Source organism: uncultured Williamsia sp. (assembly GCF_947494875.1).
Taxonomy (GTDB): domain Bacteria; phylum Actinomycetota; class Actinomycetes; order Mycobacteriales; family Mycobacteriaceae; genus Williamsia_A.
This window is the reverse complement of the sequence record NZ_CANLWM010000007.1, coordinates 87,663-112,542: the sequence shown is the minus strand read 5'-3', so window position 1 is coordinate 112,542 and position 24,880 is coordinate 87,663. Positions and strand designations below refer to the sequence as shown.

Sequence of the window (24,880 nt, the reverse complement as noted above, 5' to 3'; positions counted from 1 at the left end):
GCTCAGCGCTCGTGGTCGAGGTTGGCCATCTTCAGCACGTCGAGGCGCTTGTCGAGTTCGGCCTCGGAGAGCTTGTCGCCGATGAGCCCGCGGTCGATCACCGTCTCGCGAATGGTCTTGCCCTCCTTGAGAGCCTGCTTCGCGACGGCCGCCGCCTCCTCGTAACCGATCGCCGAGTTCAGCGGCGTCACGATCGACGGCGAGCTCTCGGCGAGGGTCTTCAGGCGATCGGTGTTGGCCTCGAGTCCGCTGATGCACCGATCGGCGAACAGACGGGACACGTTGGCCAGCAGCTTGAGCGACTCGAGCACGTTGCGCGCCATCATCGGGATGTAGACGTTCAGCTCGAACGCGCCGTTGCCACCGCCCCAGGTGACGGCGGCGTCGTTGCCGATGACCTGCGCCGCGACCTGCGTGACCGCCTCGGGCAGAACGGGGTTCACCTTGCCGGGCATGATCGAGCTGCCTGGTTGCAGGTCGGGGAGGCGGATCTCACCGAGGCCGGTCAGCGGACCCGAACCCATCCAGCGGACGTCGTTGGCGATCTTCGTCAGCGACACCGCGATCGTCTTGAGGACCCCGGACAGCTCGACGAGACCGTCGCGCGCGGCCTGGGCCTCGAAGTTGTCCTTGGCGAGACTGAGCTGCTCGACGCCGGTGCGCGACACCAGGTCTGCGACGACCTTGGTGCCGAACCCCTCGGGAGCGTTCAGGCCGGTGCCGACGGCGGTGCCGCCGATGGGCAGCTCACCCACCCGCAACAAGGACGCCTCGACGCGCTCGATGCCGGCCTCGACCTGGCGCGCGTACCCGCCGAATTCCTGACCGAGCGTGACGGGCACGGCGTCCATGAGGTGAGTGCGACCGGACTTGACGACCTCACGCCACTCCGACGCCTTGCCCGCAAGGGACTCGTGGAGGTGCTGCAGGGCCGGGATCAGGTCCGTCGCAGCGGCTTCCGTCGCCGCGACGTGCGTGGCGGTGGGGAAGGTGTCGTTCGACGACTGCGACATGTTGACGTGGTCGTTCGGGTGCACCTCGACGCCGTTCGACTTCGCGATCGACGCGATGACCTCGTTGGCGTTCATGTTCGAGCTCGTACCCGAACCGGTCTGGAACACGTCGATGGGGAACTGGTCGTCGTGCGCGCCGTCGGCGATCTCGGTGGCGGCGGCGATGATGGCGTCGGCCTTCTCGGCGTCGAGCAGCCCGAGGTCCTTGTTCACCTGCGCGCACGCGGCCTTGAGCAGGCCCATCGCGCGGATCTGGGTGCGCTCGAGCGGGCGGTGTGAGATGGGGAAGTTCTCCACCGCGCGCTGGGTCTGCGCGCGCCACAGCGCGGCCGCGGGGACGCGGACCTCACCCATGGTGTCGTGCTCGATGCGGTACTCGCCGGAAGCAGCCTCATTGCTCATGCAGGCAACCCTAACGGGGGCGTCCGGTGCAGGTGACGTGTGGTCGGCGGTGGCCCGCCGATGCTCACCCGCCGAAGTCGACCGAGGCGAACTCGCGCAGTTTGGTGAGCTTGTGGGTGCCTTCGATGTGGCGGATCGTGCCCGACTTCGAGCGCATGACCAGCGATCGGGTGGTGGCGCCGTTGGAGCGGTAGGTGACACCGCGCAGCATGTCGCCGTTGGTGACGCCCGTCGCGCAGAAGAACATGTTCTCGCCGCTGACCAGGTCGTCGGTCTTCAACACGCGGTCGAGGTCGTGGCCGGCGTCGATGGCCTTCTGCCGCTCGGCGTCGTCCTTGGGCCACAGCCGGCCCTGGATCTCGCCGCCCATGCACTTCATCGCGACGGCGGTGATGATGCCCTCGGGGGTGCCGCCGATGCCGAGCAGCATGTCGACCGAGCTGTACTCGCCGGCCGCGGCGATCGCACCGGCGACGTCACCGTCGGAGATGAGGCGGATCTTCGCGCCCGCGGCGCGGATCTCGCCGATCAGGTCGGCGTGACGAGGGCGGTCGAGCACGACGACGGTCACGTCGCCCACGTCGATGCCCTTCGCCTTCGCGACGGCCTGGACGTTCCACTCGACGGGCTTGGTGATGTCGATCGACCCCGCGGCCTCCGGGCCCACGGCGATCTTCTCCATGTAGAACACGGCCGACGGGTCGAACATGGTGCCGCGCTCGGAGACCGCGATCACGGCGATGGAGTTCGGGCGGCCCTCGGCCATCAGCGTGGTGCCGTCGATCGGGTCGACGGCGACGTCGACCTCGGGGCCCTCGCCGTTGCCGACCTCCTCGCCGTTGTAGAGCATCGGCGCCTCGTCCTTCTCGCCCTCACCGATCACGACGACACCGCGCATCGACACCGTCGAGAGCAGCTGGCGCATGGCGTCGACCGCGGCGCCGTCGCCACCGTTCTTGTCGCCCCGTCCCACCCAGCGTCCGGCGGCCAGGGCCGCGGCCTCGGTGACCCGCACCAACTCCATCGCCAGGTTGCGATCGGGGGCCTGCGGGTTGCGGACGGGCTGCGACATCGATTCCTCCTGGGACGGGCACCGGCGTGCGCCACACAGGCGCGCGGCCGCTCGGGGTCGTCACTGATCCTGTCATGACCGGCGTGGATACTGGTGTGGTGCCCGGCAAACCACGGATCCTCACCGACCACAAGGACATGGTGTGGTCGCTGATCCCGTTGATCGTGATCTGCCTCATCATCGCGGTGGTCTCCGGCAACTGTTCGGTGGGGCTCACGGGCGGCGCGAGCGACGACCGCACCCCCGCCTACGACGTCCGCGGCGGTCTCACCGCCGACGCGCAGACCATGCCGTTCCCGGTCCGCCTGCCGCAGACCCCGGCCGGCTGGAAGCCCAACTCGGGCAGTCGCGCCGGGATCGACGGACGTGTCGTCTCCAACACGGGCTACCTCACCGCCGACGGCGTCTACATGCAGTTGAGCCAGACCGACGCGACCGAGGACGGCCTCGTCGGCTACCTCGACGACAACCGGCCGATCGGGGCCGGCACCACCCAGGTCGGCGGGAAGCAGTGGGTGCAGTACTCCACCTCCGACAGCCGATCGATCTGGGTCGTCGATCTCGGCGACGTGCGGATCGGGCTGTACAGCAAGGGCGGCGAGAAGGACTTCACGACGTTGGCCCAGGCGGTCCTGGCGGCGCCGGTGCTGCCGCGCGGCACCCGTCCCGTCCCTGTCGGCTGACCGACCCACGCCGGTCGTCGACGCCGATCAGTCCTCGGAGTCGTCCTCGCCCTCGAGGTCCCCGTCCTCGCCCTCGAGGTCCCCGTCCTCGTCGTCGGGGACCTCGCCGAGCGCGGTCTCTATACGACGACGCGCACCCTCCAGGTGGTCCTCGCACCGCCGCGCCAACGCCTCTCCGCGCTCCCACAGCGCCAACGAGGCATCGAGGTCGAGACCGCCCTGCTCGAGGGTGCGGACGACCGAGACGAGTTCGTCGCGGGCCTGCTCGTAGCCCAGTTCCTCGATGGGGGTGGGTTCCTCAGCGCTCATCGGTCTTCTTCCGTCTCGAGGGCGCCGCGAGCGGCGCGTCGGGCTGCATCACCGCGGCGCGCATCGCACCGTCGGCGACGCGGACACGCAGCTGGGTTCCGATCGGCATGTCCTCCACCGATCCCACGACGTGCGGCGGATCGTCCCCGGACAGTCGCTGCACCACCGCGTAGCCGCGGGCGAGGGTCTGCGCGGGTCCCAACGTCGCCAGGCGCGCAGCATAGTTCTCGACGCGGTGCTCCTCGAAACCCACGAAGCGGGCGATCTCGCGCCGGGCCGAGACGACGGCCCGCTCCACCTCGGCCACACGGGCGTCGACGAGGCGCACCGGATCGGCGATGACCGGTCGGTTGCGGAGGGCGTCGAGGGCATGTTTCTCGCGGGCGACCCAGTTGCGCAGGGCACCGGCGCTCCGGGCACGCATCTCGGCCAGGCCCGCCAGTTCCGCGGCAACATCGGGGACGATCCGCTTCGCGGCGTCGGTGGGGGTGGCCGCGCGCAGGTCGGCGACCAGGTCGAGAAGCGGGTGGTCGGGTTCGTGGCCGATCGCTGAGACGACCGGCGTGGTCGCGGATGAGACTGCGCGACAAAGTGTCTCGTCGGAGAAGGGAAGGAGGTCCTCCACCGACCCGCCGCCGCGCGCGATGACGATGACGTCGACGCCTCCGTCGGCGTCGAGCTCGGCGAGCGCGCGCAGGATCGCCGGGACGGCCGTCGGACCCTGCACCGGGGTGTTGCGGATCTCCACGTGGACGGCCGGCCACCGACTGCGCGCCACCGACACCACGTCGCGCTCGGCAGCGCCGGCCCGACCCGTGATGAGTCCGACGCCCCGGGGCAGGAAGGGGATCGGGCGTTTGAGGCGCGGGTCGAACAAGCCCTCCGCGTCGAGGAGACGACGGAGTCGTTCGATCCGCGCGAGCAGCTCACCGATCCCGACAGGCCGGATCTCGGTGACGCGCAACGACAACGACGCGCGCCCGGGGTAGAAGGACGGTCGACCGGCCATGACGACGCGGGCGCCCTCGGTGAGCGGCACCTCGGCGCGGTCGAGGACGATCGGCTGGCACGTCACCGTGATCGACATGTCCGCCGACGGGTCCCGCAACTGCAGGAATGCGGTCTTGGTGCCAGGACGTCGACTGATCTGGGTGATCTGCCCCTCGACCCACACCTGACCGAGCCGGTGGATCCAGTCACCGATCTTCGCGTTGAGCGTCCGGACCGGCCACGGGGCGTCGGGACTCGAGGGCCCCGGACCCGGCGTCACTTGGCGCCGGCGGCGGTGATCCGGTTGTCGAGCATCGTCGCGAACGGGGCCCGACCGCGGTGGCTGCGCTCGTACTCCGCGAGCGTCCGCAGGTCGTCGACGTCGATGCTGCGGATCTTCGCGCGCAGCTGCGCCAACGTGAGCGAGTCGTAGTCGAGGTACTCGACGATCTCCGGCGCGTCGGAGGGCGTCGGCGTCGGCGCGGCCTCGACCTCCGACTGCAGCACGGTGTCGGGTGCCGAGCTGTACAGCGCGAACCGCCCCTTGGCGGTCATGGTGTCCTCCGACGACGTGTCGCCCGCGGAGGCGGACGCGGTCGTCGCGGCGGGGGCCTTCTTCGCAGGGGCTTTCTTCGCCGAAGACTTCTTCGTCGGCGCCGTGGCGTCGGGCGCCTTCGTCACCGCGGCCTTCTTCGCCGGGGCCTTGGCGGGCGACTTCTTCGGGGGCGCCTTCGCGACCGGGGTCGTCGCCGCGGCCGCCGGCGTCGGCGGGTCGGCGGGGACCGGTGCGTCCGCCGTGCCGGTGGGCTCGGCGTCGGGGACCGCGGTCAGGGTCGGTGGCTCGTCGGGCTCGTCGTCGACGCGCAGGGCGTCGAGGTCGTCGTCGAACGTCGCCCACGACGGCTGCTCCTGTGCCCGGTGGAACCAATGGTCGAGCGCGTCGTCGCCCTTGATGGCCAGCTCCGCGATGTTCTGCTGCAGCCGCATGGCCACCTGGACGGTGGTGCTCACCGCGGTCATCGGCAGCGTCACAGCAGTGGTGGGCAGCTTCCGCGTCTCCTCGATGGCCGTCACGAGGAGACCGGTCATCACGCGCGCGGCGAAAGGTGGGCGGACCATGGCACAACCTTGCCTCATCGTCACCGACGTCACCAGCGCGGGGACGCCCGGCGCGTCCCCGCGGCCGCGGGCGGCCCGTACCCTGTGGGCATGAGCGATTCCGGCAAACGTGTCCTGCTGGCCGAGCCGCGTGGGTACTGCGCGGGGGTCGATCGCGCGATCGAGACGGTGGAGCGCGCCCTCGAGAAACACGGTGCCCCCGTCTACGTGCGCAAGGAGATCGTCCACAACAAGCACGTCGTGGAGACCCTCACCGAGCGCGGCGTCGTCTTCGTGGAGGAGACCGACGAGGTGCCCGAGGGTGCCCTGGTGGTCTTCTCGGCGCACGGTGTGTCCCCGGCGGTCCACGCGTCGGCCGCCGAGCGTGGCCTGCGCACCATCGACGCGGCCTGCCCGCTGGTCACCAAGGTGCACCAGGAGGCCAAGCGCTTCGCCCGGGACGACTACGAGATCCTGCTGATCGGCCACGAGGGGCACGAGGAGGTCGAGGGCACCGCCGGCGAGGCGCCGGAGCACATCCAGCTCGTCGACGGCCCCGGCAGCGTCGCCTCCCTGGAGGTGCGGGACGAGTCGAAGTTGGTGTGGCTGTCGCAGACGACGCTCTCGGTCGACGAGACCATGGAGACCGTGTCCCGACTGCGCGAGCGGTTCCCGCAGTTGCAGGACCCGCCCAGCGACGACATCTGCTACGCCACCCAGAACCGTCAGGTCGCGGTGAAGGCGATGGCGCCGGACTGCGATCTCGTCATCGTGGTCGGGTCACGGAACTCCTCGAACTCGGTGCGACTCGTGGAGGTGGCCCTGCAGGCCGGCGCTCGTGCGTCCCACCTGGTCGACTACGCGCGCGACATCGACGCGGCGTGGCTCGAGGACGTCACCACCGTCGGCGTCACGTCGGGTGCCTCGGTGCCCGAGGTGCTGGTGCGCGGCGTGCTCGACCGTCTGGCCGAGCACGGCTACGACTCGGTCGAGACCGTCACCACCGCCAACGAGACCCTCACCTTCGCGCTGCCGCGCGAACTGCGCCCCGCCCGCACCGCGGGCTGATCCACGGTGGTCCCCGCGGTCGCCGCACGCGGTGCGACCGTGCTCGACGTCGCCTACGGCCGGTTGGAGAGCTCGGCGGGTACGGGCCTGCGCGTCGGTGCTCTGGTCTCCGCCATCGACGCGGGTTCCGTCGTGGTCGGTGGCCGTCGGCGGCATCCGCGGGACGCATGGGCGTCGGCGGTCGCCGAGGCCGTCGGACGTGACCTGCCCACGAGGGTGATCCTCGCGCACCCGAGCACCTGGGGTCGTCGCCGCGTCGGGGTTCTCCTGGATGCCGTCGAGGCGGTGGTCGGGGGCACCGCGACGGTGACTGCGCAGCCCCGCGCCACGCTGCTGGCCGCGACGAATCTCGAGTCGTCGGTGCTGGCGTGTGTCCTGCTCGAGGCGCACGACGACCGGGTCGACGTGCACCGGCTGCAGCGATCCGCCGACGGCTGGCGCATCGGCCGGACCGTCGTGCTCGACGCCGACTGCACCCCCGACGAGCTCGCCGACCTCGTCGACGACGCGGTCGAGGTGGTCCTCGTCGACGGCGACCGTGCCGATCGAGTCGACACCGTCGTGGACCTCGTCGCCGACGCCACACCCACAGGACGGATCGCCGCCGTCGACCGCGCCCTGCTGCACCGATTCGGTCCGCCGCGCGCCCCGCGGCCGTCACCTCCTCCCTCGCCGAGGCTGGGAAAGCCGGGTCCGGCACGCATCCTCGTCGCGGCAGGAGTGTTCGTGATGGCCGTCGCCGTGGTGGTCGGTCTGGTCGTCTGGCGGGGCGGGGGTGATGACCCCGCTCCGCGTGCGGCGACGGAGACCGCCCAGATCGGGCGGGTGTCCCTCACCGTGCCGCAGGGATGGCGTCGCACGTCGGACCCGCCCGACGCCACCGGGGCGATCGGCTTCACCAGCATCGCCTCCCCGGCGGACGACCGACGGCTCCTGCTCGTCCAGAACGCCGTCCGGGTCGACTCGACCCTCGACTCCGTCGCCACCAGCCTCCGCAACCGGCTGGGTCAGCGCGGTACCGACGCCGTCGCCGAGTTCTCCGCCGACACCACGTTCGCCGGCCGACGCGTCATCAGTTATCGGGAGACGCCCGGGTCCGGCGCGCCGATCCGCTGGTACGTCGTCGTCTCGTCGGCCCTGCAGGCGAGCGTCGGCTGTCAGCCGGGGTCGCAGGGCGAGTCGATCGACGACGCCTGCGCGGCCGCCGTCGGGTCGGTCACGATCGCGCCCCTCTGACCGCATCGGGGCGTTTTGACCCCCTACCTCTGCAGACGTACTCTGGACCGCTGGTGCGTGGCACCCGCGAGCCGGCATGTCCTGGTTCGTCGGGTAACCGGGCCCCGGGTCCCCACTGGTCGCCGGGAATCGCCTCGCCGTCCGCGCCTGACCAGCCCCGATCCTCACCTCGAGGACCGGACCACCCGAACACGGAACGGATACATCTGTGTCTACGTACACACCGAAGGCCGGTGACGTCACGCGCACGTGGCATGTCATCGACGCCAGCGACGTGGTGCTCGGCCGTCTCGCCGTGCAGACCGCGAACCTGCTGCGCGGCAAGCACAAGCCGACCTACGCCCCGCACATGGACGGTGGCGACTTCGTCATCATCATCAACGCCGAGAAGGTCGCGGTCACCAGCAACAAGGCCGAGCGCACCTTCCACTACCGGCACTCCGGCCACCCGGGTGGTCTCACCAAGCGCACCACCGCCGAGCTGCTCGCGACCCGCCCCGAGCGGGTCATCGAGAAGGCCGTGAACGGCATGCTGCCCAAGAACAAGCTGGGGCGCGCCATGATCAGCAAGCTCAAGGTCTACGCCGGCCCCGACCATCCCCACGCCGCGCAGCGCCCGGCCCCCTACGAGATCAAGCAGGTGTCGCAGTGACCGAGCCCCTCGAGAACGCAACCGCCGAGAACGTCGAGGTCGCCACCGACGACTACGTCGTGGACGAGACCACCGGCACCGAGGTGACCGGCGCCGACCTCGCCGAGGCCGTCGCCACCCCGGCCCCGGTCCTCTTCGACCGCCCGATCCAGACCGTCGGCCGCCGCAAGGAGGCCGTCGTCCGTGTCCGCATGGCCCCCGGCAGCGGTGAGTTCACCCTCAACGGCCGGTCGCTGGAGGCGTACTTCCCGAACAAGGTGCACCAGCAGCTCATCAAGGCGCCGCTGGTCACCGTCGAGCGCACCGAGTCGTTCGACATCCACGCCAAGCTCGTCGGCGGCGGCCCCTCGGGCCAGGCCGGCGCGCTGCGTCTGGCCATCGCCCGCGCCCTCATCGAGGCCGCGCCCGACGATCGCCCGGCGCTGAAGAAGGCGGGCTTCCTGACCCGCGACCCGCGTGCTGTCGAGCGCAAGAAGTACGGCCTGAAGAAGGCCCGTAAGGCGTCGCAGTACTCCAAGCGCTGACGCGCCGCACCGGGCGACCGGTGCATCACGACCACACCGAGCAGGTGTCCACGCAACACCGGACACCTGCTCGTGTGCGTTCACGACGAGCCGCATCGCGACGACGACGGGTGGGAGATCAACTGTGGGACGGTATTTCGGCACCGACGGTGTCCGTGGACTGGCGAACGCCGAGCTGGGTCCCGAACTCGCGCTGAGGATCGCGCGGTCGGCAGCGCAGGTGCTCGGCGGTCAGGCCGCCGCGGGCGACGGGTCCCGAGCGGTGGCCGTGGTCGGTCGCGACCCCCGTGCCTCCGGCGAGATGCTGGAGGCGGCGGTCTGCGCGGGACTGACGGCGGCCGGCGTCGACGCGCTGCGTGTGGGCGTGCTGCCGACCCCGGCGGTCGCGCATCTCACCGCCCACCACCGCGCCGCGTTCGGCGTCATGATCTCCGCCTCGCACAATCCCATGCCGGACAACGGGATCAAGCTCTTCGCAGCCGGCGGCCACAAGCTCGCCGACGACGTCGAGGACGCGATCGAGGCCCGCATGGACGGCGAGGGCGAGGTCGTCGAACCACCCACCGGTGACCGTATCGGACGGGTTCTCGACGCCGGCGCGGATGCGGCAGGGGTCTACCTCGCACACCTCGCGGACGTGGCCCCGAGCGCGGCCACGGGGCTGACGGTCGTGGTCGACTGTGCCAACGGCGCCGCGAGCTCCGTTGCGCCGCAGGCATATGAGACCGCCGGTGCCCGGGTCGTCGCGATCAACGCCGACACCGACGGGTACTCGATCAACGACGGGTGCGGCTCGACCCACATCGATGTCGTCGCCGCGGCCGTGCGCGAGCACGGCGCCGATCTCGGCATCGCCCACGACGGTGACGCCGACCGCTGCCTCGCCGTCGATCACACGGGGACACCGGTCGACGGTGACGCGATCCTCGCCGTGCTGGCCCTGGCGATGAAAGACGCGGGAACGCTGCGCGAGGACACGCTCGTCGCGACCGTCATGAGCAATCTCGGACTCCACATCGCCATGCGCGCAGCGGGAGTCACCGTCCGCACGACGGCCGTCGGCGACCGCTACGTCGTCGAGGAGTTGCGATCGGGGGCGTTCTCGCTCGGTGGCGAGCAGTCGGGCCACGTCGTCGTCCCCGACCACGCGACGACCGGTGACGGCATCCTCACCGCACTGCTGCTGATGTCCCGGATGACCACGACGGGACGCAGTCTCGCCGACCTCGCCTCGGTCGTCTCGGCGCTGCCGCAGGTGCTCATCAACGTGCCCGTCGTCGACAAGCGTTCCGTCGCCGAGGCCGACGTCGTCCGAGCGGCCGTCGCCGGGGCGGAGGCCGAGCTCGGCGACGCCGGGCGGGTGCTGTTGCGGCCCTCGGGGACGGAACAACTCGTCCGCGTGATGGTCGAGGCGTCCACGCAGTCCCATGCCCAGCAGGTCGCCGGGCGGATCGCCGAGGTCGTCGGCGGGGTCGGTCGATGACCGCGGGCGCCGCGGGTCCCGCCCTGGAGGCGGTCCTGTTCGACTTCTCCGGCACGCTGTTCCGCTTCACCGAACGAGCGGAGTGGTTCGCCGATCTCCACGACGCGGACGGCGCCCCGATCGACGTCGGTCTGCAGGCCGAGCTGATCCGGCGCATGACCGCCCCGACAGGGATCCCGGCCGACCTCGGACACGACGAGCGCGCAGCGTGGGAGCGGCGAGACCTCGATCCCGAGCTGCACCGACGGGCCTACCTCGCCGTCCTGCGCTCGAGCGGACTCAGCGTGCCCGGGCACGCGGAGTCGTTGTACGAGCGTGTGCTCGACCCACGGTCGTGGGATCCCTACCCCGACACCGTCGAGGTGCTCACGCGACTGCACGCGGACGGCGTCGGCATCGGCATCGTCAGCAACATCGCCTTCGACCTGCGGCGTGTCCTGGCCCGGTTCGACCTCGACGGGCTGGTGGGGGCCTGGGCGCTCTCGCACGAGGTCGGGCGGATCAAGCCCGACGCGGGGATCTTCGCCGCCGCACTCGACGCACTCGGCGTCCCCGCCGATCGGACGCTCATGGTCGGCGACAGCGACGAGGCCGACGGCGGCGCGCGGGCCCTGGGTTGCCGGTTCGCGCTGGTCGCGCCGGATCCCATCCCGGACCGCCCGCACGCACTGCTCGACGCCGTCCGTGCACACGGCCTGCTGAACGGATGACCGGCGCGGCCCGGCGGCCGCTACCCTGACCCGCATCGGAACCGGATCCGTGTCTCCTGCGTCCAACGCAGGAGACACGGTCGCCCGGCCGTGCCGCAGAGGGGAGGCGTGATGAGCGGGCGGATGGAGATCGACACCGACCGGGTGCGGTCACTCGCACGTGTCCTCGCCGACGCTGCCGACGGCCTGTCCGCGGCCGCACGCACCGCCGCGGACGTCCCGCCGCTCGGCCCGTCGCCGACGGCCTGGGCCGACGCCGCGGCGCGACACGACGCGGGACTCGCGGCCGTCGCGGACACGCTCGGTGTCCTCGCCGACCGCGCCGCGACCGTCGCGGACGCGCTCGTCGCCGCGGTCGGGGCCACCCGGGCCCAGGACGCACAGACCGCGCGGTCCATCGCCGACGCATCGGGGGAGCGGTCGTGACCGTGCCGGTCGCGGCATTCGTGGCCGCCCTCACCCCGGTCGCCCGCGAGGTCGGTGTGACGCTCCCGTCCTCGCAGGCGTGGACGGATCGACTCGCCGCGATCGACGGCGTCGACGTCGACGTGCTGGTCGAGGAGTCCCGGCGGCTGCGATCCCTCGCGGATTCCGTGACCGCAGTCGCCGACGCCGTCGGGGCCGTCGCGGACGACCTGCCTGCCGCCTGGCACGGCATCGCCGGACAGAACGCCCACACCGCCGTCGCGGAGATCCACCGCTCCTGCGGGGAGACCGGCCACCGACTACGCGTCGCGGCCGGTGCCACGGCTGCCGCGGCACGCGGTGTCACGGACCTGCGTGCCGCACTGCACTCGACCCTCGCCGTGGTCCCCGGCCCCGTCCTCGCCGGGCGGGCGATCGCCGAACTGACCCGGCTTGACCTGCAGACCAACCGCGCGGTGATCGCGGCCCTGCTGCAGACCGCGGTCACCACAGTCGAGACCGCGTTGGCCGTCACGGAATCCGCGATCACCGAGGTCCTCACCGTCCTCGCCGACTGCAGCGGCCGACTGGCGCAGACGCCCGACCCGGGCGTCGACCGCACCGACGTCGTCCACGATCGGCGACCGACGGTGGCCCTGACAGGCGTCGTGGGAGCACTCGCCGGGGCGGGCGCGGCGACCGCCGCCGCCGTGGGGATGGCGGCTGTCGGGGCCGCCGGGGTCGTCGCGCAGCTCGTCGAGACCGCTCTCGACACACCCGCAGAACCCGACACACCCGCAGAACCCGACACACCCGCAGAACCCGACGAGCCCCGGCCGTCGCCGACCGCGCCCTCCGACACCCCTGTGCCACCACCGGACATCGCGGCGCCCCCGCACCCGCAGGGCGACCCGGGCAAGGATCGAGCGGAGACGCCGAACGCCCCTGCCACCGGGACGCGCCCACAGCTCAACCTCCGATACGACGACGAGGAGCCGGCGGCGCCGGCGCTTCGTGACCCGGCCACGTCGGATCCCGTCCCCGACAGGCCGCCGGCGCCGGTCGACGACGATCGGGAGACACCGGTGGCGCCTCCGGAGAAACACGAGGCGCCCGCCGTCGCCACGCGTCCCGGGCCCGTGGCCACACCGGACCCCGACGACGGCGGGGGGCTGGCGTTGGCGGGGGACCGGTGACGACGACGAGAGTGCGGTCGTGAACCCCGCGGATCAGATCGAGGCGATCGTCGCGCGCGCCGTCGCCACGCTGCGGTCGGTGGAGCGACGGCACCGCGCGGACCAGGACGTCGCGGCGGCCCGGTGGCGCGACCCCGCCGTCGACGACGAGGACGAGACGACGCAGGATCCCGACGAGGACAGCGTCGACGAGAGGAACCGGCCCGTGCTGGGACCAGCGGAGATCGCTGCGCTCAGCGACGCAGCAGGCGGGTGAGCTGGTCGGCGTCGGGGTCCTCGACGGTCTCCGGGTCCACCGTGACGAGCGTGCCGATCTCCTCCGACGGGTCGGCGAACGCCGCGTAGGTCGCGTCGCCCTGGACGCCGCGGCGCCGGCCGGGGTCACCGAGGGTCGCGAGCAGGAAGCCGGTCAGCACGGCGCGGGTGGCGCGCTGGGTCTTCTTCTGGTCGGAGTCGTCGCCGAGACGCTTGCGGATGCTGAAACCCTCGGCCAGCCCGCGGTTCGACGACTTCGGGACCGTGCGCAGGGCGACCTGGTCACCCTGCAGCGAGCGCCGCAGCGCGAGCGCGTTGGACGTGACGCCGTCGAGGTCGTCGGGCGCGGCGAGGACCAGCGCGGGGACGCGGGCGCGGTGTGCCGCCGGCAACACGGCCGGTGACGTCGGGGCCGGGAACAGCGCGGCCAGTGCGCGGGCGCGGTCGGAGTCACCGGCGGCGAGGACCGCGGCGGAGGCGCCCAACCCGTGGCCCGCGACTCCGAGACGCTCGGGGTGGACGGTGATACGGCCCGGACCCAACCGGACCGACGAGATCACCTGCAGGGCGGTGCCCAGGTCGGCGGCCAGGGCCCGGTCGGACGCCAGCGGTCCGCGCTCGGTGTCGGGGACGGCGACGACGATGCCCCAGGACGCGAGATGCTCCAGGGTGCCGATGTACTGCCTGCTGTGGGTCAGCCAGCCGTGCCCAAACGCGATGCCGGGCAGGTCGGACCCGGCCTCGGGGGTGTAGACGATGCCGGGCAGGCCGACGACGGCCATGTCGCCCCGCAGGACGCGGTGCGGACCGCGTCGGGACAACTGGGAGACGAGCTTCTTCACCGAGGCCACGCGTCGACCCTATGACAGGCGACGTGCCGCGGGTCACGCGACGGCGCCGGACACGGTTTCGCGAGCGTATGGGCCGTCGCAGTACCCTGTCACGAATGTGTGGAATCGTCGGATACGTCGGTCGGCGCGATGCGCTGGAGATCGTCGTCGAGGCGCTGCGCCGGATGGAGTACCGCGGCTACGACTCGGCCGGGGTGGCCATCCTCGACGGGCACGGCGGAACCGCCGTCGAGAAGCGGGCCGGACGGCTCGAGAACCTCGACAAGCAGCTCGCGACCGTCGGGCGTGAGGCCTTCGCCGGGACCACCGGCATGGGCCACACCCGCTGGGCGACGCACGGCCGGCCCACCGACCGCAACGCGCACCCGCACACCTCGCGCGACGGCAAGGTCGCGGTGGTGCACAACGGCATCATCGAGAACTACGCGCCGCTGCGCGCCGAGGTCGAGGCGGCCGGCGTCGAGTTCAGTTCCGACACCGACACCGAGGTCGCGGTGCACCTGCTCGACCTCGAGTACACCAAGGGTCCCCACGCCGGTGACTTCATCGCCTCCGCCTACGCCGTCCTCGCCCGGCTGGAGGGCGCGTTCACCCTGGTCTTCACCCACTCCGACCACCCGGACACCATCGTCGCCGCGCGCAGGTCGACGCCGCTGGTCGTGGGCGTCGGCGACGGGGAGATGTTCGTCGGGTCCGACGTCGCCGCCTTCATCGACCACACCCGCGACGCGGTGGAGCTCGGGCACGACGAGGTCGTCGTGATCACCACCGACGGCTACACGATCACCGGGTTCGACGGGTCGCCGCGGACGGGTACGCCGTTCCACATCGACTGGGATCTCGCCGCCGCCGAGAAGGGCGGCCACGACTACTTCATGCTCAAGGAGATCGCCGAGCAGCCGCAGGCCCTCGCCGACACCCTCGTGGGCCACTTCGAGAACGGCCGCGTGATCCTCGACGAGCAGCGGATCACCGACCAGGACCTGCGTGACACCGACAAGGTCTTCGTCGTCGCGTGTGGCACCGCGTATCACGCGGGGTTGCTGGCGAAGTACGCGATCGAGCACTGGACGCGGCTGCCGGTCGAGGTGGAGCTGGCCAGCGAGTTCCGCTACCGCGACCCCGTGCTGGACCGGTCGACGCTGGTGGTGGCGATCTCGCAGTCGGGGGAGACCGCCGACACGCTGGAGGCCGTCCGCCACGCCAAGGAGCAGAAGGCGCGGGTGCTGGCGATCTGCAACACCAACGGCGCGCAGATCCCCCGCGAGTCCGACGCCGTGCTCTACACCCACGCCGGTCCGGAGATCGGTGTCGCGTCGACGAAGTGCTTCCTCGCCCAGATCGCCGCCGCCTACCTCGTGGGTCTCGCGCTGGCCCAGGCCCGCGGGACCAAGTACCCCGACGAGGTCGCACGGGAGTTCCGTGAGCTCGAGCGGATGCCGGAGGCGGTCGAGAAGGTCCTCACCACCGTCGAACCCGTGCGTGAGCTCGCGCGGGGCCTGGCCGACAGCCGCACCGTGCTGTTCCTGGGCCGTCACGTCGGCTACCCGGTCGCCCTCGAGGGCGCGCTGAAGCTGAAGGAACTGGCGTACATGCACGCCGAGGGTTTCGCGGCGGGTGAGCTCAAGCACGGACCGATCGCGCTCATCGAGGACGGCGTACCGGTGATCGTCGTGATGCCGTCCCAGCAGGGCCGCCCGCTGCTGCACTCGAAGATGGTGAGCAACATCCGGGAGATCCAGGCCCGCGGTGCCCGCACCATCGTCATCGCCGAAGAGGGCGACGGTGTCGCCGCCGAGTTCGCCGACCACCTCGTGGAGATCCCCGCGACGACCACCCTCCTGCAACCACTCGTCTCGACGGTGCCGTTGCAGGTCTTCGCCGCCGCGGTGGCACAGGCCCGGGGCTACGACGTCGACAAGCCTCGCAACCTGGCCAAGTCCGTCACGGTCGAGTAGACGATGCGGAGCCACCACACGGTGTCGTCGATCCGCGCCGCCGAGGAGGCGACGGGCTCGCTGCTGACCGACGGGGTGCTGATGCGCCGCGCGTCGGGCGGTCTGGCCGCGGTGCTGCTGAACGAACTCCGCGACCGGTGCGGGGCCGTCTACGGAACCAGGGTCGGGATCGTCGTCGGCTCCGGTGACAACGGCGGCGACGCGTTGCACGCGGGAGCACGGCTGGCCCGGCGCGGCGTGTTCGTCGTCGCGCTCGCCCTCGACCCCGACCGCGTCCACCCCGGCGGGTCCGCGGCCTTCGACGCCGCGGGTGGCCGTTGGGCGACAACGCTTCCCGCCGATCTCGACCTCGTCGTCGACGGTGTGGTGGGACTCGGGGGCACCGGGCCGCTGCGTCCGGCCGCGGCCGCCGTGTTCAGCCGGGTCCGCGCCCCGATCGTCGCCGTCGACCTACCGTCCGGTGTCGACGCCGACACCGGACTCGTCAACGCACCCGCGGTGCACGCCGCGGTCACCGTGACGTTCGGCGCACTGCGTCGCGCACACGTCCTCGCGGCCCCGCAGTGCGGCCGGGTCGAGGTCGTCGACATCGGGATCGACCCGGGCACAGCGGAACTCGTCTCCCTGTCCGACGCCGACATCGCCCAGGAATGGCCTGTCCCGGGGCCGTCGGACGACAAGTACACCCAGGGCGTGGTCGGGGTGATCGCTGGTTCCGACCGCTACCCCGGGGCCGCCGTGCTGTGTAGCAGTGCCGCCGTCGCCGCGACGTCGGGCATGGTCCGCTACGTCGGCTCGGCCGCCGGGCAGGTGGTGGCGCGGCACCCCGAGATCGTCGCCGCACCCGATCTCGCCACCGCCGGTCGCGTGCAGGCGTGGGTCGTCGGGCCGGGCGCCGGGACCGACGACACCGCCGAGGACCTGGTGCAGCGGATCCTCGCCACCGACGTCCCCGTCCTCGTGGACGCCGACGGGTTGACCGTGTTGTCCCGCCACCGCGACTGGCTGGCCGGTCGTTCCGCGCCCACCCTGCTCACCCCGCACGCCGGTGAGTTCGCGCGCCTGGCCGGTCACGAGGTCGGTGCCGATCGGGTCGGTGCCGCCACCGATCTCGCCGCCGACCTCGGCGTCACGGTGCTGCTCAAGGGCCGCATCACTCTCGTCGCGGACGCGGCCGGACCGGTCATCGCCAACGACGCCGGGTCCTCGTGGGCGGCGACAGCCGGTGCGGGGGACGTGTTGTCGGGGATCGCCGGGTCACTCCTGGCGGCCGGCCTCGCCCCTCGCGTCGCCGCGGCGGCCGCGGCTCGGGTGCACGCTCGCGCGGCCCTGCTCGCCGCCCATGGTGTGCCCGGTAGCGACGGAGACGGGCCCGGCGCGCCCATCGGTGCGTCGGACCTGCTGGCCGCGGTGCCGTCCGCGATCCGCGAGATCCGTTCCACCGCAACCGTATCGGGACGCCGGTGACCGCTGCCCTCGACGCCTGCGTCGACCTCTCGGCCATCGCCCACAACGTCGGGGTGGTCGGACGGCGAGCCGGGGCGCCCGTGCTCGCCGTCGTCAAGGCAGACGGCTACGGCCACGGTGCGGTGGAGGTCGCGCGTGCAGCGCTCGACGCCGGAGCCGTCGCCCTCGGTGTCGCCACCGTCGCGGAGGCGCTGGCGGTCCGCGCCGGGGGGATCGCGTCCCCGCTCATCGCCTGGCTGCACACCCCGTCGACCGACTTCGCGCCGGCCGTCGCCGCCGACGTCGAGATCGTCGTCTCCTCGCAGGCTCAACTGGACTCGCTGCTGGACGTGGCCCGCAGCTCGGGGCGTGCGGTGCGGGCAGGGGTCAAGATCGACACCGGTCTGGGTCGCAACGGTGTCGGGATCCACGAGTGGCCCGGCGTCCGCGACGCCCTCGTCCGTGCCGTCGCCGACGGGCTGATCGTGCTCGGGACGGCGATGTGTCACCTCGCCCACGGCGACATCCCCGACCATCCCCTCAACGACGAGCAGGCGGCCCGCCTCGACGCCTGCGTCGTCGAGCTGGCCGCGGCCGGTGCGGCACCCGAGGTCGTCCACATCTCCAACAGTGCTGCGGCGCTGACCCGTCCGGACCTCTCGCGTGACATGGTGCGTGCGGGCATCGCGATCTACGGCTTCTCCCCGCTCGTCGGCGACCACGCCGACCCCGGGCTGGTCCCGGCCATGACGCTCACCGCAGAGGTGTCTGCCGTGAAGAGGGTGTCCGCAGGTCAGGGCGTGTCGTACGGCCACACCTGGGTCGCCCCGCGCGACACCACGCTGGGCCTGCTGCCCGCCGGCTACGCCGACGGTGTCCCACGACTCCTCTCGAACCGGTTGCGCGTGGCCGTGAACGGCAGCATCGTGCCGGGTGTGGGACGGGTGTGCATGGACCAGATGGTCGTCGATCTCGGACCGGTCACCGACGTGCGGCCGGGTGATCGAGCAGTGCTGTTCGGGACCGGCGCCGACGGTGGCCCCACCGCCACCGAATGGGCCGACACCGTCGGCACCATCGACTACGAGATCGTCTCGGGCATCCGCGGTCGCGCGGTGCGGCGCCACGTCGACTCCCGGGTGCTCGGCCGATGAGCCAGGACCGTCAGCGCAGGATCGGGGTCCTGGCCGGCGCGGCCGGCGTCGCGACACTGGGCGCGGTCGCGCTCGGCGGACTCGCGCGGGACCTCACCCGAGGGTCGTCGCGGGAGGACCCGAACGTCGACGTCGACTTCGACGCCGTCTACGACGACCGCGCCAGCATCGTCATCGCCGACGACGGTGTGCCGCTGGCGGTCCGCGAGGTCGGCCCCGCCGAGGCACCGATCTCCGTCGTGTTCGTCCACGGCTTCGCCCTGCGCATGTCGAGCTGGCACTTCCAGCGGGTGCGCCTCCAGCAGGTCTGGGGCGACAACGCCCGCCTGGTCTTCTTCGACCACCGGGGGCACGGTGAGTCCGGGGACGCGCCGGCCGAGACGCTGACCATCCCGCAGGCCGGGGCGGACACCGCCGCGGTGATCCGGGCCGTCGCCCCGCATGGTCCCGTCGTGGTCGTCGGGCACTCGATGGGCGGCATGGCCGTCATGGCTCTCGCCGCGCGGGAGCCGGAGCTGTTCGGTGACAAGGTGATCGCAGCGGGACTCGTGGCGACCGCGGCGCGCGGGATCGCCGACATGGGCGTCGGCCAGGGACTGCGCAACCCGCTGCTGAACGCGGTCCGGTATTCAGTGCGACGCGCACCGAAGACCGTCGCGACCGGTCGTGGGGCGACACGTGCGCTGTTGGCGCCGGTCCTCACCGCGGCGAGCTTCGGGTCGACGTTCCACTCGCCGTCGCTGAGCGCGTTCGCGTCGTCGATGATCCACGAGACCCCCGTCGACACCGTCGTCCCGTTCCTCCGGGCGCTCGAGAACCACGACGAGACAGCCGGTCTCGAGGCGCTACGCCGCATCCCGACGATGGTGGCGTGCGGCTACGAGGACTGCCTCACCCCGCTGGCGCGCTCGGTCGAGCTGCACGGACAGCTCGGTGACTGCGACCTCGTCGGCATCCCCGATTGCGGGCATCTCGTCCTGTTGGAGAGACCCGATGTCGTCTCCGACGCGATCGAGCGGCTCGTCGCCCACAGCGTGCGGCGATGACCGACCTCGGCAACCGACGGCTGCTGCCCACCGTCGCCGACACCGAGGCGCTCGGGGCCGAACTCGGCGCCGGCCTGCACGCGGGTGACCTCGTCGTCCTGGACGGCCCGCTGGGGGCGGGCAAGACCGCGCTGGCCCGGGGGATCGGTGCCGGCCTGGGCGTGGAGGGCCGGATCAGCTCACCCACGTTCATCATGGCCCGCGACCACCGTCCGGGGCGGCCCGGCGGGGTCGGCATGGTGCACGTCGACGCCTACCGGCTCGGGTCGACCGGCGGCGACGTCCTCGCCGACCTCGACGCCCTCGACCTCGACACCGATCTCACCGAACGGGTCGTGGTGGTCGAGTGGGGCGCCGGCGTCGTCGAACGTCTCGCCGACCGCCACCTGCTGGTCCGCCTCCGCCGCGGGCACGACACCGACGAGCGCACCGCCGCCTGGGATTGGATCGACGCCCACGCCTGACCTGACCCGGCCCCTCCCCACCACCCCGTCGACTGGGCGGTTGGACGCGTCGACTGGGCGGTTGGCGAGGTCGACTGGGCGTTCGGACGCGCCGCGTGACCCCTACCGCCCACTCGACGCCGCCAATCGCCCACTCGACGCCGCCAACCGCCCACTCGACGGGTGGGAGACGGCGGGATTCGGGGTCGGGTGCGGGTGCCGACTACCCTGGGTCACCGTGCTCGTCCTGGCCATCGACACCGCGACCCCGGTCCTCGTCGTCGGCGTCGGACGTGTCGACGGGACCGTGAGCACGCTCGCCGAGCGCCGTGTCCCGACCGCCCGCGGGCACGCAGAGGTCCTCAGCGGCCTCGCCCTCGACTGCCTCGCTGAGGCCGACGTCGCGCGAAGCGATCTCGACGCCGTCGTCGTCGGATGCGGACCCGGCCCGTTCACCGGACTGCGGGTCGGGATGGCGAGCGCCGCCGCCTTCGCCGACGCGCTGGATCTCCGTGCGGTGGGTGTCTGCTCGCTCGACGCGATCGTCGCCGGGACCGACGTCGCCCGGCGTGGGACCACGCTCGCCGTCACCGACGCCCGCCGTCGTGAGATCTACTGGGCGCGCTACGTCGACGGCGTCCGGACCGACGGCCCGGCGGTGCAGGCGCCCGCGACGCTCGCCGACGACCTCGACCACCCGGACACCGTGGTCGGTTCCCCTGACCACGCCGGGCTCATCGGCCTGACCGCGGAGCCGGACACCGAGGCGCCCACGGTGGCCGGGCTCATCGCCGCCGCCCGGGACGCCCTTGTCGACGACCACGAGCCGGAGCCTCTCGTCCCGCTGTACCTACGTCGCCCCGACGCCGTCGAACGGGCACGGCCGTGACCACGATCGCACCCCTCACCGTCGACGACGCACCGCGGTGCGCCGAACTCGAGCGCGCCATCTTCGCCGACGAATCACCCTGGCCCGTCGAGGCGTTCGTCGCCGAGATCGGCTCGTCGAGGAACCGGTACGTCGGTGTCCGCGACGACAGGGGCGTTCTCGTGGGGTACGCCGGCATCAGCGTCCTCGGCCGCGTCGGCGGCTACGAGTGCGAGATCCACACCATCGCCCTCGATCCGGACCATCGCGGGTCGGGAGTCGGTCGCGCACTGCTCCGCTCGCTCCTCGACGTCGCCGACGACAGACAGGCGGAGACGTTCCTCGAGGTTCGCACCGACAACGACGCGGCGATCTCGCTGTACGAGTCCGTGGGTTTCGAACGTCTCGGATTACGCAAGGGCTACTACCAGCCGATCGGCGCGGATGCGTACACGATGCGTCGGCCGCCGCTCGGGGCCGGCCCCCGAAGCGAGGGGGTTGCCCGGTGATCGTCATGGGCATCGAGAGTTCCTGCGACGAGACCGGTGTCGGCATCGTCGACCTCGCCGACGACGGCACCGTGACCATGCTGGCCGACGAGGTCGCCTCCAGCGTCGACGAGCACGCCCGCTTCGGTGGGGTGGTGCCGGAGGTTGCCTCACGTGCCCACCTCGAGGCGATCGTGCCGACGATGCGACGCGCCCGTCAGACCGCCGACATCGACCGGCCCGACGCGGTGTGCGTCACCATCGGCCCGGGTCTGGCCGGCGCGCTCCTGGTGGGCGTCTCGGCGGCGAAAGCCTATGCGGCGGCGTGGGATGTACCGCTCTACGCCCTGAACCACCTCGGTGGGCACGTGGCCGTGGACACCCTCGAACACGGCCCGATGCCGCCGTGCGTGGCGCTGCTGGTGTCCGGTGGTCACACCCACCTCCTGCGCGTCGACGATCTCGGGTCGCCGATCGGCGAGCTGGGGACCACCGTCGACGACGCCGCCGGCGAGGCCTTCGACAAGGTGGCGCGCCTCCTCGACCTCGGTTACCCCGGCGGTCCCGCACTCGATGCCGCCGCCCGCGAGGGTGATCCGACTGCGATCGCCTTCCCGCGGGGCATGACCGGCCCGCGGGACGCCCGCTACGACTTCTCGTTCAGCGGGGTGAAGACCGCCGTCGCCCGCTTCGTCGAGAAGTGCACGCGGGCGGGCGATCCGATCCCCGTCGCCGACATCGCCGCGTCGTTCCAGGAGTCCGTCGCCGACGTGCTGACGCTGAAGGCCATGCGGGCCTGCGAGGACCTCGACGTCGACACCCTCGTCCTCGGCGGGGGAGCGACGGCCAACTCCCGGATCCGGTCGTTGGCGCAGGAACGGTGCGCGGCCGCCGGTGTCACCCTGCGCGTCCCCCGACCGCGACTGTGCACCGACAACGGCGTCATGATCGCGACGCTCGGTGCGCACGTCATCGCCGGTGGCACCCCGCCGTCGGCGTTGTCGGTGGCGACCGACCCCGGCATGTCCGTCCAGATCAGTGCGTACCGCTGACCGCGGTCAGTCCGTGAGATCGGTTGCGCCGCACAGGGTGCGACCGTCGGAGTCGACGGCGGTGGCGCGGAGCACGGCCCGGTGGGCGGGCTTGGCCTCCTCGTAGCGCGACAGCCCCTGGGGCGTCAGCGCGGTGAACACCGACCGGCGGTCTGCCGCGCACATCGATCGCTGCGCCAGCCCGTCCTTCTCGAGGCCCGCGACCAACCGCGACAGTGCGCTCTGGCTCAGGTGCACCTGCGCGGCGAGTTCGCTCATGCGCAGTGAATGGTCGTCCGCGGCGGCGAGGAGTTCGAGGACCTCGAACTCGCTGCCGGTGAGTCCGTGCGCCGCCTGCAACGTGCGATCGATCTCGCACGACACCCGGTGATACCGGACGGAGAGCTGCTGCCAGGCGGCGGCGAGTCGGTCGTCGGCGCATGGCGTCGTCGTCATCGTCGACGCGGACACATCTGCGGTCATGGCCGCATCATACCCCTTGTCCCTGCATTTGTTGCAGACAAATTATTTGTAGACACATCCAATGCGTGTGCATATAGTCCCCGCATGACTGTGAGACTCGAGGACATCCGCCCGGGGGAACCCTGGCCGACCGTGGACGCGGTGGACGACACCGCCGCTCGGACGGCGCGGGATCGACACGCGGGGACACGACGAGAAGACACCACGTACGACGGAGCCGGTGCGACGCCGGCGCACATGACGGTCACCACCGCCGGGGGATGGGCCGCCCGCACGTGGATCCTGCTGGTGGTGTTGGCCGGCGTCCTGTTCCTCGACGGCCTCGACGTCTCGATGGTGGGTGTCGCCCTGCCCTCGATCGGTGCCGACCTGTCCATGACGCAGTCGCAGCTGCAGTGGATCGTGTCGGGATACGTCCTGGGGTACGGCGGTTTCCTGCTGCTCGGCGGCCGCGCCAGCGACCTCTTCGGCCGGCGGCGCGTCTTCCTCTGGGCGCTGGCCGTCTTCGCGGCGGCATCGGTCGTCAGTGCCGTGGTGCAGGTCGACGAGGCGATCGTCGCCCTGCGGTTCGTCAAGGGCATCGCCGCGGCGTTCACCGTCCCGGCCGGCCTGTCGATCATCACGACGACGTTCGCCGAGGGGCCGGCCCGCAACAAGGCACTGAGCATCTACACCGTCTGCGGCGCCAGCGGCTTCTCGCTGGGGCTCGTGTTCGGCGGCCTGCTCACCGAGGTCTCATGGCAGGCGACACTGCTGTTCCCCGGGCCGATCGCGGCCGCGCTGCTGCTCGCCGGCATGCGCGTCATCCCGCGGACGCGGCGCACGCCGGTGCGGTTCGCCCAGTTCGACCTCGCCGGTGCCCTGACAAGCACGGGCGCGTTGCTCGCGCTGGTCTACGCGGTGGTCCAGGCCCCGACCTCGGGGTGGGCCAGCACGCAGACGATCGTGCTGTTCGCCGCCGCCGCGGTGCTGTTCGGCGCGTTCGTCGTCGTCGAGCGACGCCACGGCGCACCGCTGCTCCGTCTCGGCATCCTGCGGTCGACGACCCTGGTCCACGCCAACGTCGCGGCGGCCGCGATGTTCGGCGGGTACGTCGCCTTCCAGTTCCTGGTGACCATCTACCTGCAGAACACCCTCGGCTGGTCGCCGATCGCGATGGCGCTCGGTTTCCTGCCCGCCGGGCTCCTGGTCGCCATCAGTGCGACCGGCATGGACCGTGTGCAGGCACGCATCGCGACGCCCGTGCTCATCGCGGTCGGGCTCACGGCGTTCGTCGCCGGGTACCTGCTGTTCCTGCGGACCGAGCCGGGGCAGGGGTACGCCCAGTTCCTGCTGCCCACGATCGTCCTTCTGGGCGTGGGCTTCGCCCTGTGCTTCCCGGCCGTCAACGCGCAGGCGACGTCGGGCGTCGCCGACCACGAACAGGGCCTGGCGTCCGGTCTGGTGAACACGTCGGTGCAGGTGGGTGGGGCCATCATGCTCGCCGTGGTCACCGCGATCGTCACCAGTTCGCGGGCCACGGTCGCGCCCGGTGCCCTGCCCGGCGGCGTCGACACCGCGATCATGGTCATCTCGGGTCTGTCGATCGTCGCGATGGTCTACAGCCTCGTCGTGATCGCACTGAAGCGGCGCCGACGGGAGGTGGTCGAGGCCGCCTGACGCGGCTGCTCCGTACATGCGGGTGCCGGCACTCGGTAGTACTCGAGTGCCGGCGCTCACGTGTATGGACCGGCTGAGCCCGGAACTCCGGGAACGGCCGAGGATTGGCATTGACGACACTTGAGTGCTGGCACTCTCATGCATGAGCCGGCTGAGCCCGCAGCTCTCGGGACCGCCGAGGATTGGCATTGACGACACTTGAGTGCTGGCAGTCTCATGTATGAGCCGGCTGAGCCCGCAGCTCTCGGGACCGCCGAGGATTGGCATTGACGACACTTGAGTGCTGGCACTCTCATGTATAGAGTGCCAATCGGCACCGAGTGCGGTTCCGGCACCCGCGACGACGGGACCGAGCGC

General features: G+C 71.8%; 26 protein-coding genes. 19 read left to right on the top strand and 7 right to left on the bottom strand.

All coding sequences use genetic code 11. The features are described 5' to 3' along the window. Positions 1-2 precede the first annotated feature (2 nt). Positions 3-1,415 carry a class II fumarate hydratase gene (locus Q1A98_RS16660; protein ID WP_299575565.1) on the bottom strand — a complete coding sequence of 471 codons (1,413 nt, stop codon included), beginning with the start codon at positions 1,413-1,415 and terminating at the stop codon, positions 3-5. Positions 1,416-1,479: 64 nt separating this feature from the next. After that, a complete protein-coding gene (gene glpX / locus Q1A98_RS16655; RefSeq protein ID WP_299575563.1) occupies positions 1,480-2,487 on the bottom strand; it encodes a class II fructose-bisphosphatase in 1,008 nt (335 codons plus the stop codon). Positions 2,488-2,585: 98 nt separating this feature from the next. Here glpX and Q1A98_RS16650 point away from each other — a divergent pair, with 98 nt between their 5' ends. Then, on the top strand, positions 2,586-3,170 hold the full coding sequence (locus Q1A98_RS16650; protein WP_299575561.1) for a DUF4245 domain-containing protein: 585 nt from the start codon (positions 2,586-2,588) through the stop codon (positions 3,168-3,170). 27 nt (positions 3,171-3,197) lie between these two features. Here the strand turns inward: Q1A98_RS16650 and Q1A98_RS16645 are convergent, their stop codons facing one another. From Q1A98_RS16645 to Q1A98_RS16635, 3 genes are read right to left on the bottom strand one after another with little or no spacing between them, the layout of a single operon-like run. Continuing rightward, a complete protein-coding gene (locus Q1A98_RS16645) occupies positions 3,198-3,479 on the bottom strand; it encodes an exodeoxyribonuclease VII small subunit (RefSeq protein WP_299575559.1) in 282 nt (93 codons plus the stop codon). Continuing rightward, positions 3,469-4,749 (bottom strand): exodeoxyribonuclease VII large subunit, encoded by a 1,281-nt coding sequence (gene xseA, locus Q1A98_RS16640; RefSeq protein WP_299575557.1) that lies wholly within the window; start codon positions 4,747-4,749, stop codon positions 3,469-3,471. The genes Q1A98_RS16645 and xseA overlap by 11 nt, the downstream gene beginning before the upstream one ends. Beyond that, on the bottom strand, positions 4,746-5,588 hold the full coding sequence (locus Q1A98_RS16635) for a lipid droplet-associated protein (protein ID WP_299575555.1): 843 nt from the start codon (positions 5,586-5,588) through the stop codon (positions 4,746-4,748). Before Q1A98_RS16635 ends, xseA begins: the two co-directional genes overlap by 4 nt. 90 nt (positions 5,589-5,678) lie before the next feature. Here Q1A98_RS16635 and Q1A98_RS16630 point away from each other — a divergent pair, with 90 nt between their 5' ends. The 9 genes from Q1A98_RS16630 (at position 5,679) to Q1A98_RS16590 (ending at position 13,097) form a co-directional block, all read left to right on the top strand. Continuing rightward, positions 5,679-6,635 (top strand): 4-hydroxy-3-methylbut-2-enyl diphosphate reductase, encoded by a 957-nt coding sequence (locus tag Q1A98_RS16630; RefSeq protein ID WP_299575553.1) that lies wholly within the window; start codon positions 5,679-5,681, stop codon positions 6,633-6,635. A 6-nt stretch (positions 6,636-6,641) separates the two neighbouring features. Then, positions 6,642-7,871: a type VII secretion-associated protein gene (locus tag Q1A98_RS16625; protein ID WP_299575551.1), complete on the top strand. Its 1,230-nt coding sequence runs from the start codon at positions 6,642-6,644 to the stop codon at positions 7,869-7,871. Between the two features lie 208 nt (positions 7,872-8,079). Next, a complete protein-coding gene (rplM, locus tag Q1A98_RS16620; RefSeq protein ID WP_299575549.1) occupies positions 8,080-8,523 on the top strand; it encodes a 50S ribosomal protein L13 in 444 nt (147 codons plus the stop codon). 59 nt (positions 8,524-8,582) lie between these two features. Continuing rightward, positions 8,583-9,047, top strand: coding sequence for a 30S ribosomal protein S9 (gene rpsI / locus Q1A98_RS16615; RefSeq protein WP_299575972.1), 465 nt, complete (start codon positions 8,583-8,585; stop codon positions 9,045-9,047). A 124-nt stretch (positions 9,048-9,171) separates the two neighbouring features. Then, the gene (glmM, locus tag Q1A98_RS16610) at positions 9,172-10,530 is read left to right on the top strand and encodes a phosphoglucosamine mutase (protein WP_299575547.1); all 1,359 of its coding nucleotides are present in this window, start codon (positions 9,172-9,174) and stop codon (positions 10,528-10,530) included. Beyond that, positions 10,527-11,240: an HAD-IA family hydrolase gene (locus Q1A98_RS16605; RefSeq protein WP_299575545.1), complete on the top strand. Its 714-nt coding sequence runs from the start codon at positions 10,527-10,529 to the stop codon at positions 11,238-11,240. The genes glmM and Q1A98_RS16605 overlap by 4 nt, the downstream gene beginning before the upstream one ends. A gap of 111 nt (positions 11,241-11,351) precedes the next feature. Continuing rightward, positions 11,352-11,666, top strand: a complete 315-nt coding sequence (locus tag Q1A98_RS16600; protein ID WP_299575543.1) for a hypothetical protein — start codon at positions 11,352-11,354, stop codon at positions 11,664-11,666. Beyond that, positions 11,663-12,841 carry a hypothetical protein gene (locus Q1A98_RS16595; RefSeq protein WP_299575541.1) on the top strand — a complete coding sequence of 393 codons (1,179 nt, stop codon included), beginning with the start codon at positions 11,663-11,665 and terminating at the stop codon, positions 12,839-12,841. Before Q1A98_RS16600 ends, Q1A98_RS16595 begins: the two co-directional genes overlap by 4 nt. Before the next feature lie 19 nt (positions 12,842-12,860). Continuing rightward, positions 12,861-13,097 carry a hypothetical protein gene (locus tag Q1A98_RS16590; protein ID WP_299575539.1) on the top strand — a complete coding sequence of 79 codons (237 nt, stop codon included), beginning with the start codon at positions 12,861-12,863 and terminating at the stop codon, positions 13,095-13,097. Here the strand turns inward: Q1A98_RS16590 and Q1A98_RS16585 are convergent. After that, on the bottom strand, positions 13,075-13,947 hold the full coding sequence (locus tag Q1A98_RS16585; protein WP_299575537.1) for a hypothetical protein: 873 nt from the start codon (positions 13,945-13,947) through the stop codon (positions 13,075-13,077). The genes Q1A98_RS16590 and Q1A98_RS16585 overlap by 23 nt on opposite strands. A gap of 95 nt (positions 13,948-14,042) precedes the next feature. Here Q1A98_RS16585 and glmS point away from each other — a divergent pair, with 95 nt between their 5' ends. The 8 genes from glmS to tsaD all read left to right on the top strand — a co-directional run bounded on the left by glmS (position 14,043) and on the right by tsaD (position 22,402). Further along, a complete protein-coding gene (gene glmS, locus Q1A98_RS16580) occupies positions 14,043-15,905 on the top strand; it encodes a glutamine--fructose-6-phosphate transaminase (isomerizing) (RefSeq protein ID WP_299575535.1) in 1,863 nt (620 codons plus the stop codon). Between the two features lie 3 nt (positions 15,906-15,908). Further along, positions 15,909-17,372, top strand: coding sequence for an NAD(P)H-hydrate dehydratase (locus tag Q1A98_RS16575; RefSeq protein ID WP_299575533.1), 1,464 nt, complete (start codon positions 15,909-15,911; stop codon positions 17,370-17,372). After that, entirely contained in the window at positions 17,369-18,505 is a 1,137-nt protein-coding gene (gene alr / locus Q1A98_RS16570; protein ID WP_299575531.1) for an alanine racemase, read from the top strand. Before Q1A98_RS16575 ends, alr begins: the two co-directional genes overlap by 4 nt. After that, complete coding sequence (locus tag Q1A98_RS16565) at positions 18,502-19,551, top strand: alpha/beta hydrolase (protein ID WP_299575529.1); 1,050 nt, start codon at positions 18,502-18,504, stop codon at positions 19,549-19,551. Before alr ends, Q1A98_RS16565 begins: the two co-directional genes overlap by 4 nt. After that, positions 19,548-20,015, top strand: coding sequence for a tRNA (adenosine(37)-N6)-threonylcarbamoyltransferase complex ATPase subunit type 1 TsaE (tsaE, locus tag Q1A98_RS16560; RefSeq protein ID WP_299575527.1), 468 nt, complete (start codon positions 19,548-19,550; stop codon positions 20,013-20,015). Before Q1A98_RS16565 ends, tsaE begins: the two co-directional genes overlap by 4 nt. Positions 20,016-20,232: 217 nt before the next feature. After that, positions 20,233-20,883, top strand: coding sequence for a tRNA (adenosine(37)-N6)-threonylcarbamoyltransferase complex dimerization subunit type 1 TsaB (gene tsaB / locus Q1A98_RS16555; RefSeq protein WP_299575525.1), 651 nt, complete (start codon positions 20,233-20,235; stop codon positions 20,881-20,883). Continuing rightward, complete coding sequence (gene rimI / locus Q1A98_RS16550; protein ID WP_299575523.1) at positions 20,880-21,371, top strand: ribosomal protein S18-alanine N-acetyltransferase; 492 nt, start codon at positions 20,880-20,882, stop codon at positions 21,369-21,371. Before tsaB ends, rimI begins: the two co-directional genes overlap by 4 nt. Further along, on the top strand, positions 21,368-22,402 hold the full coding sequence (tsaD, locus tag Q1A98_RS16545; RefSeq protein WP_299575521.1) for a tRNA (adenosine(37)-N6)-threonylcarbamoyltransferase complex transferase subunit TsaD: 1,035 nt from the start codon (positions 21,368-21,370) through the stop codon (positions 22,400-22,402). The genes rimI and tsaD overlap by 4 nt, the downstream gene beginning before the upstream one ends. A 6-nt stretch (positions 22,403-22,408) precedes the next feature. On the opposite strand, the gene Q1A98_RS16540 is transcribed toward tsaD, so the two are convergent. Then, on the bottom strand, positions 22,409-22,864 hold the full coding sequence (locus Q1A98_RS16540; protein ID WP_299575519.1) for a MarR family transcriptional regulator: 456 nt from the start codon (positions 22,862-22,864) through the stop codon (positions 22,409-22,411). A gap of 237 nt (positions 22,865-23,101) precedes the next feature. Here Q1A98_RS16540 and Q1A98_RS16535 point away from each other — a divergent pair, with 237 nt between their 5' ends. Further along, positions 23,102-24,523, top strand: a complete 1,422-nt coding sequence (locus tag Q1A98_RS16535) for an MFS transporter (RefSeq protein WP_299575971.1) — start codon at positions 23,102-23,104, stop codon at positions 24,521-24,523. The last annotated feature ends 357 nt before the right edge of the window (positions 24,524-24,880 follow it).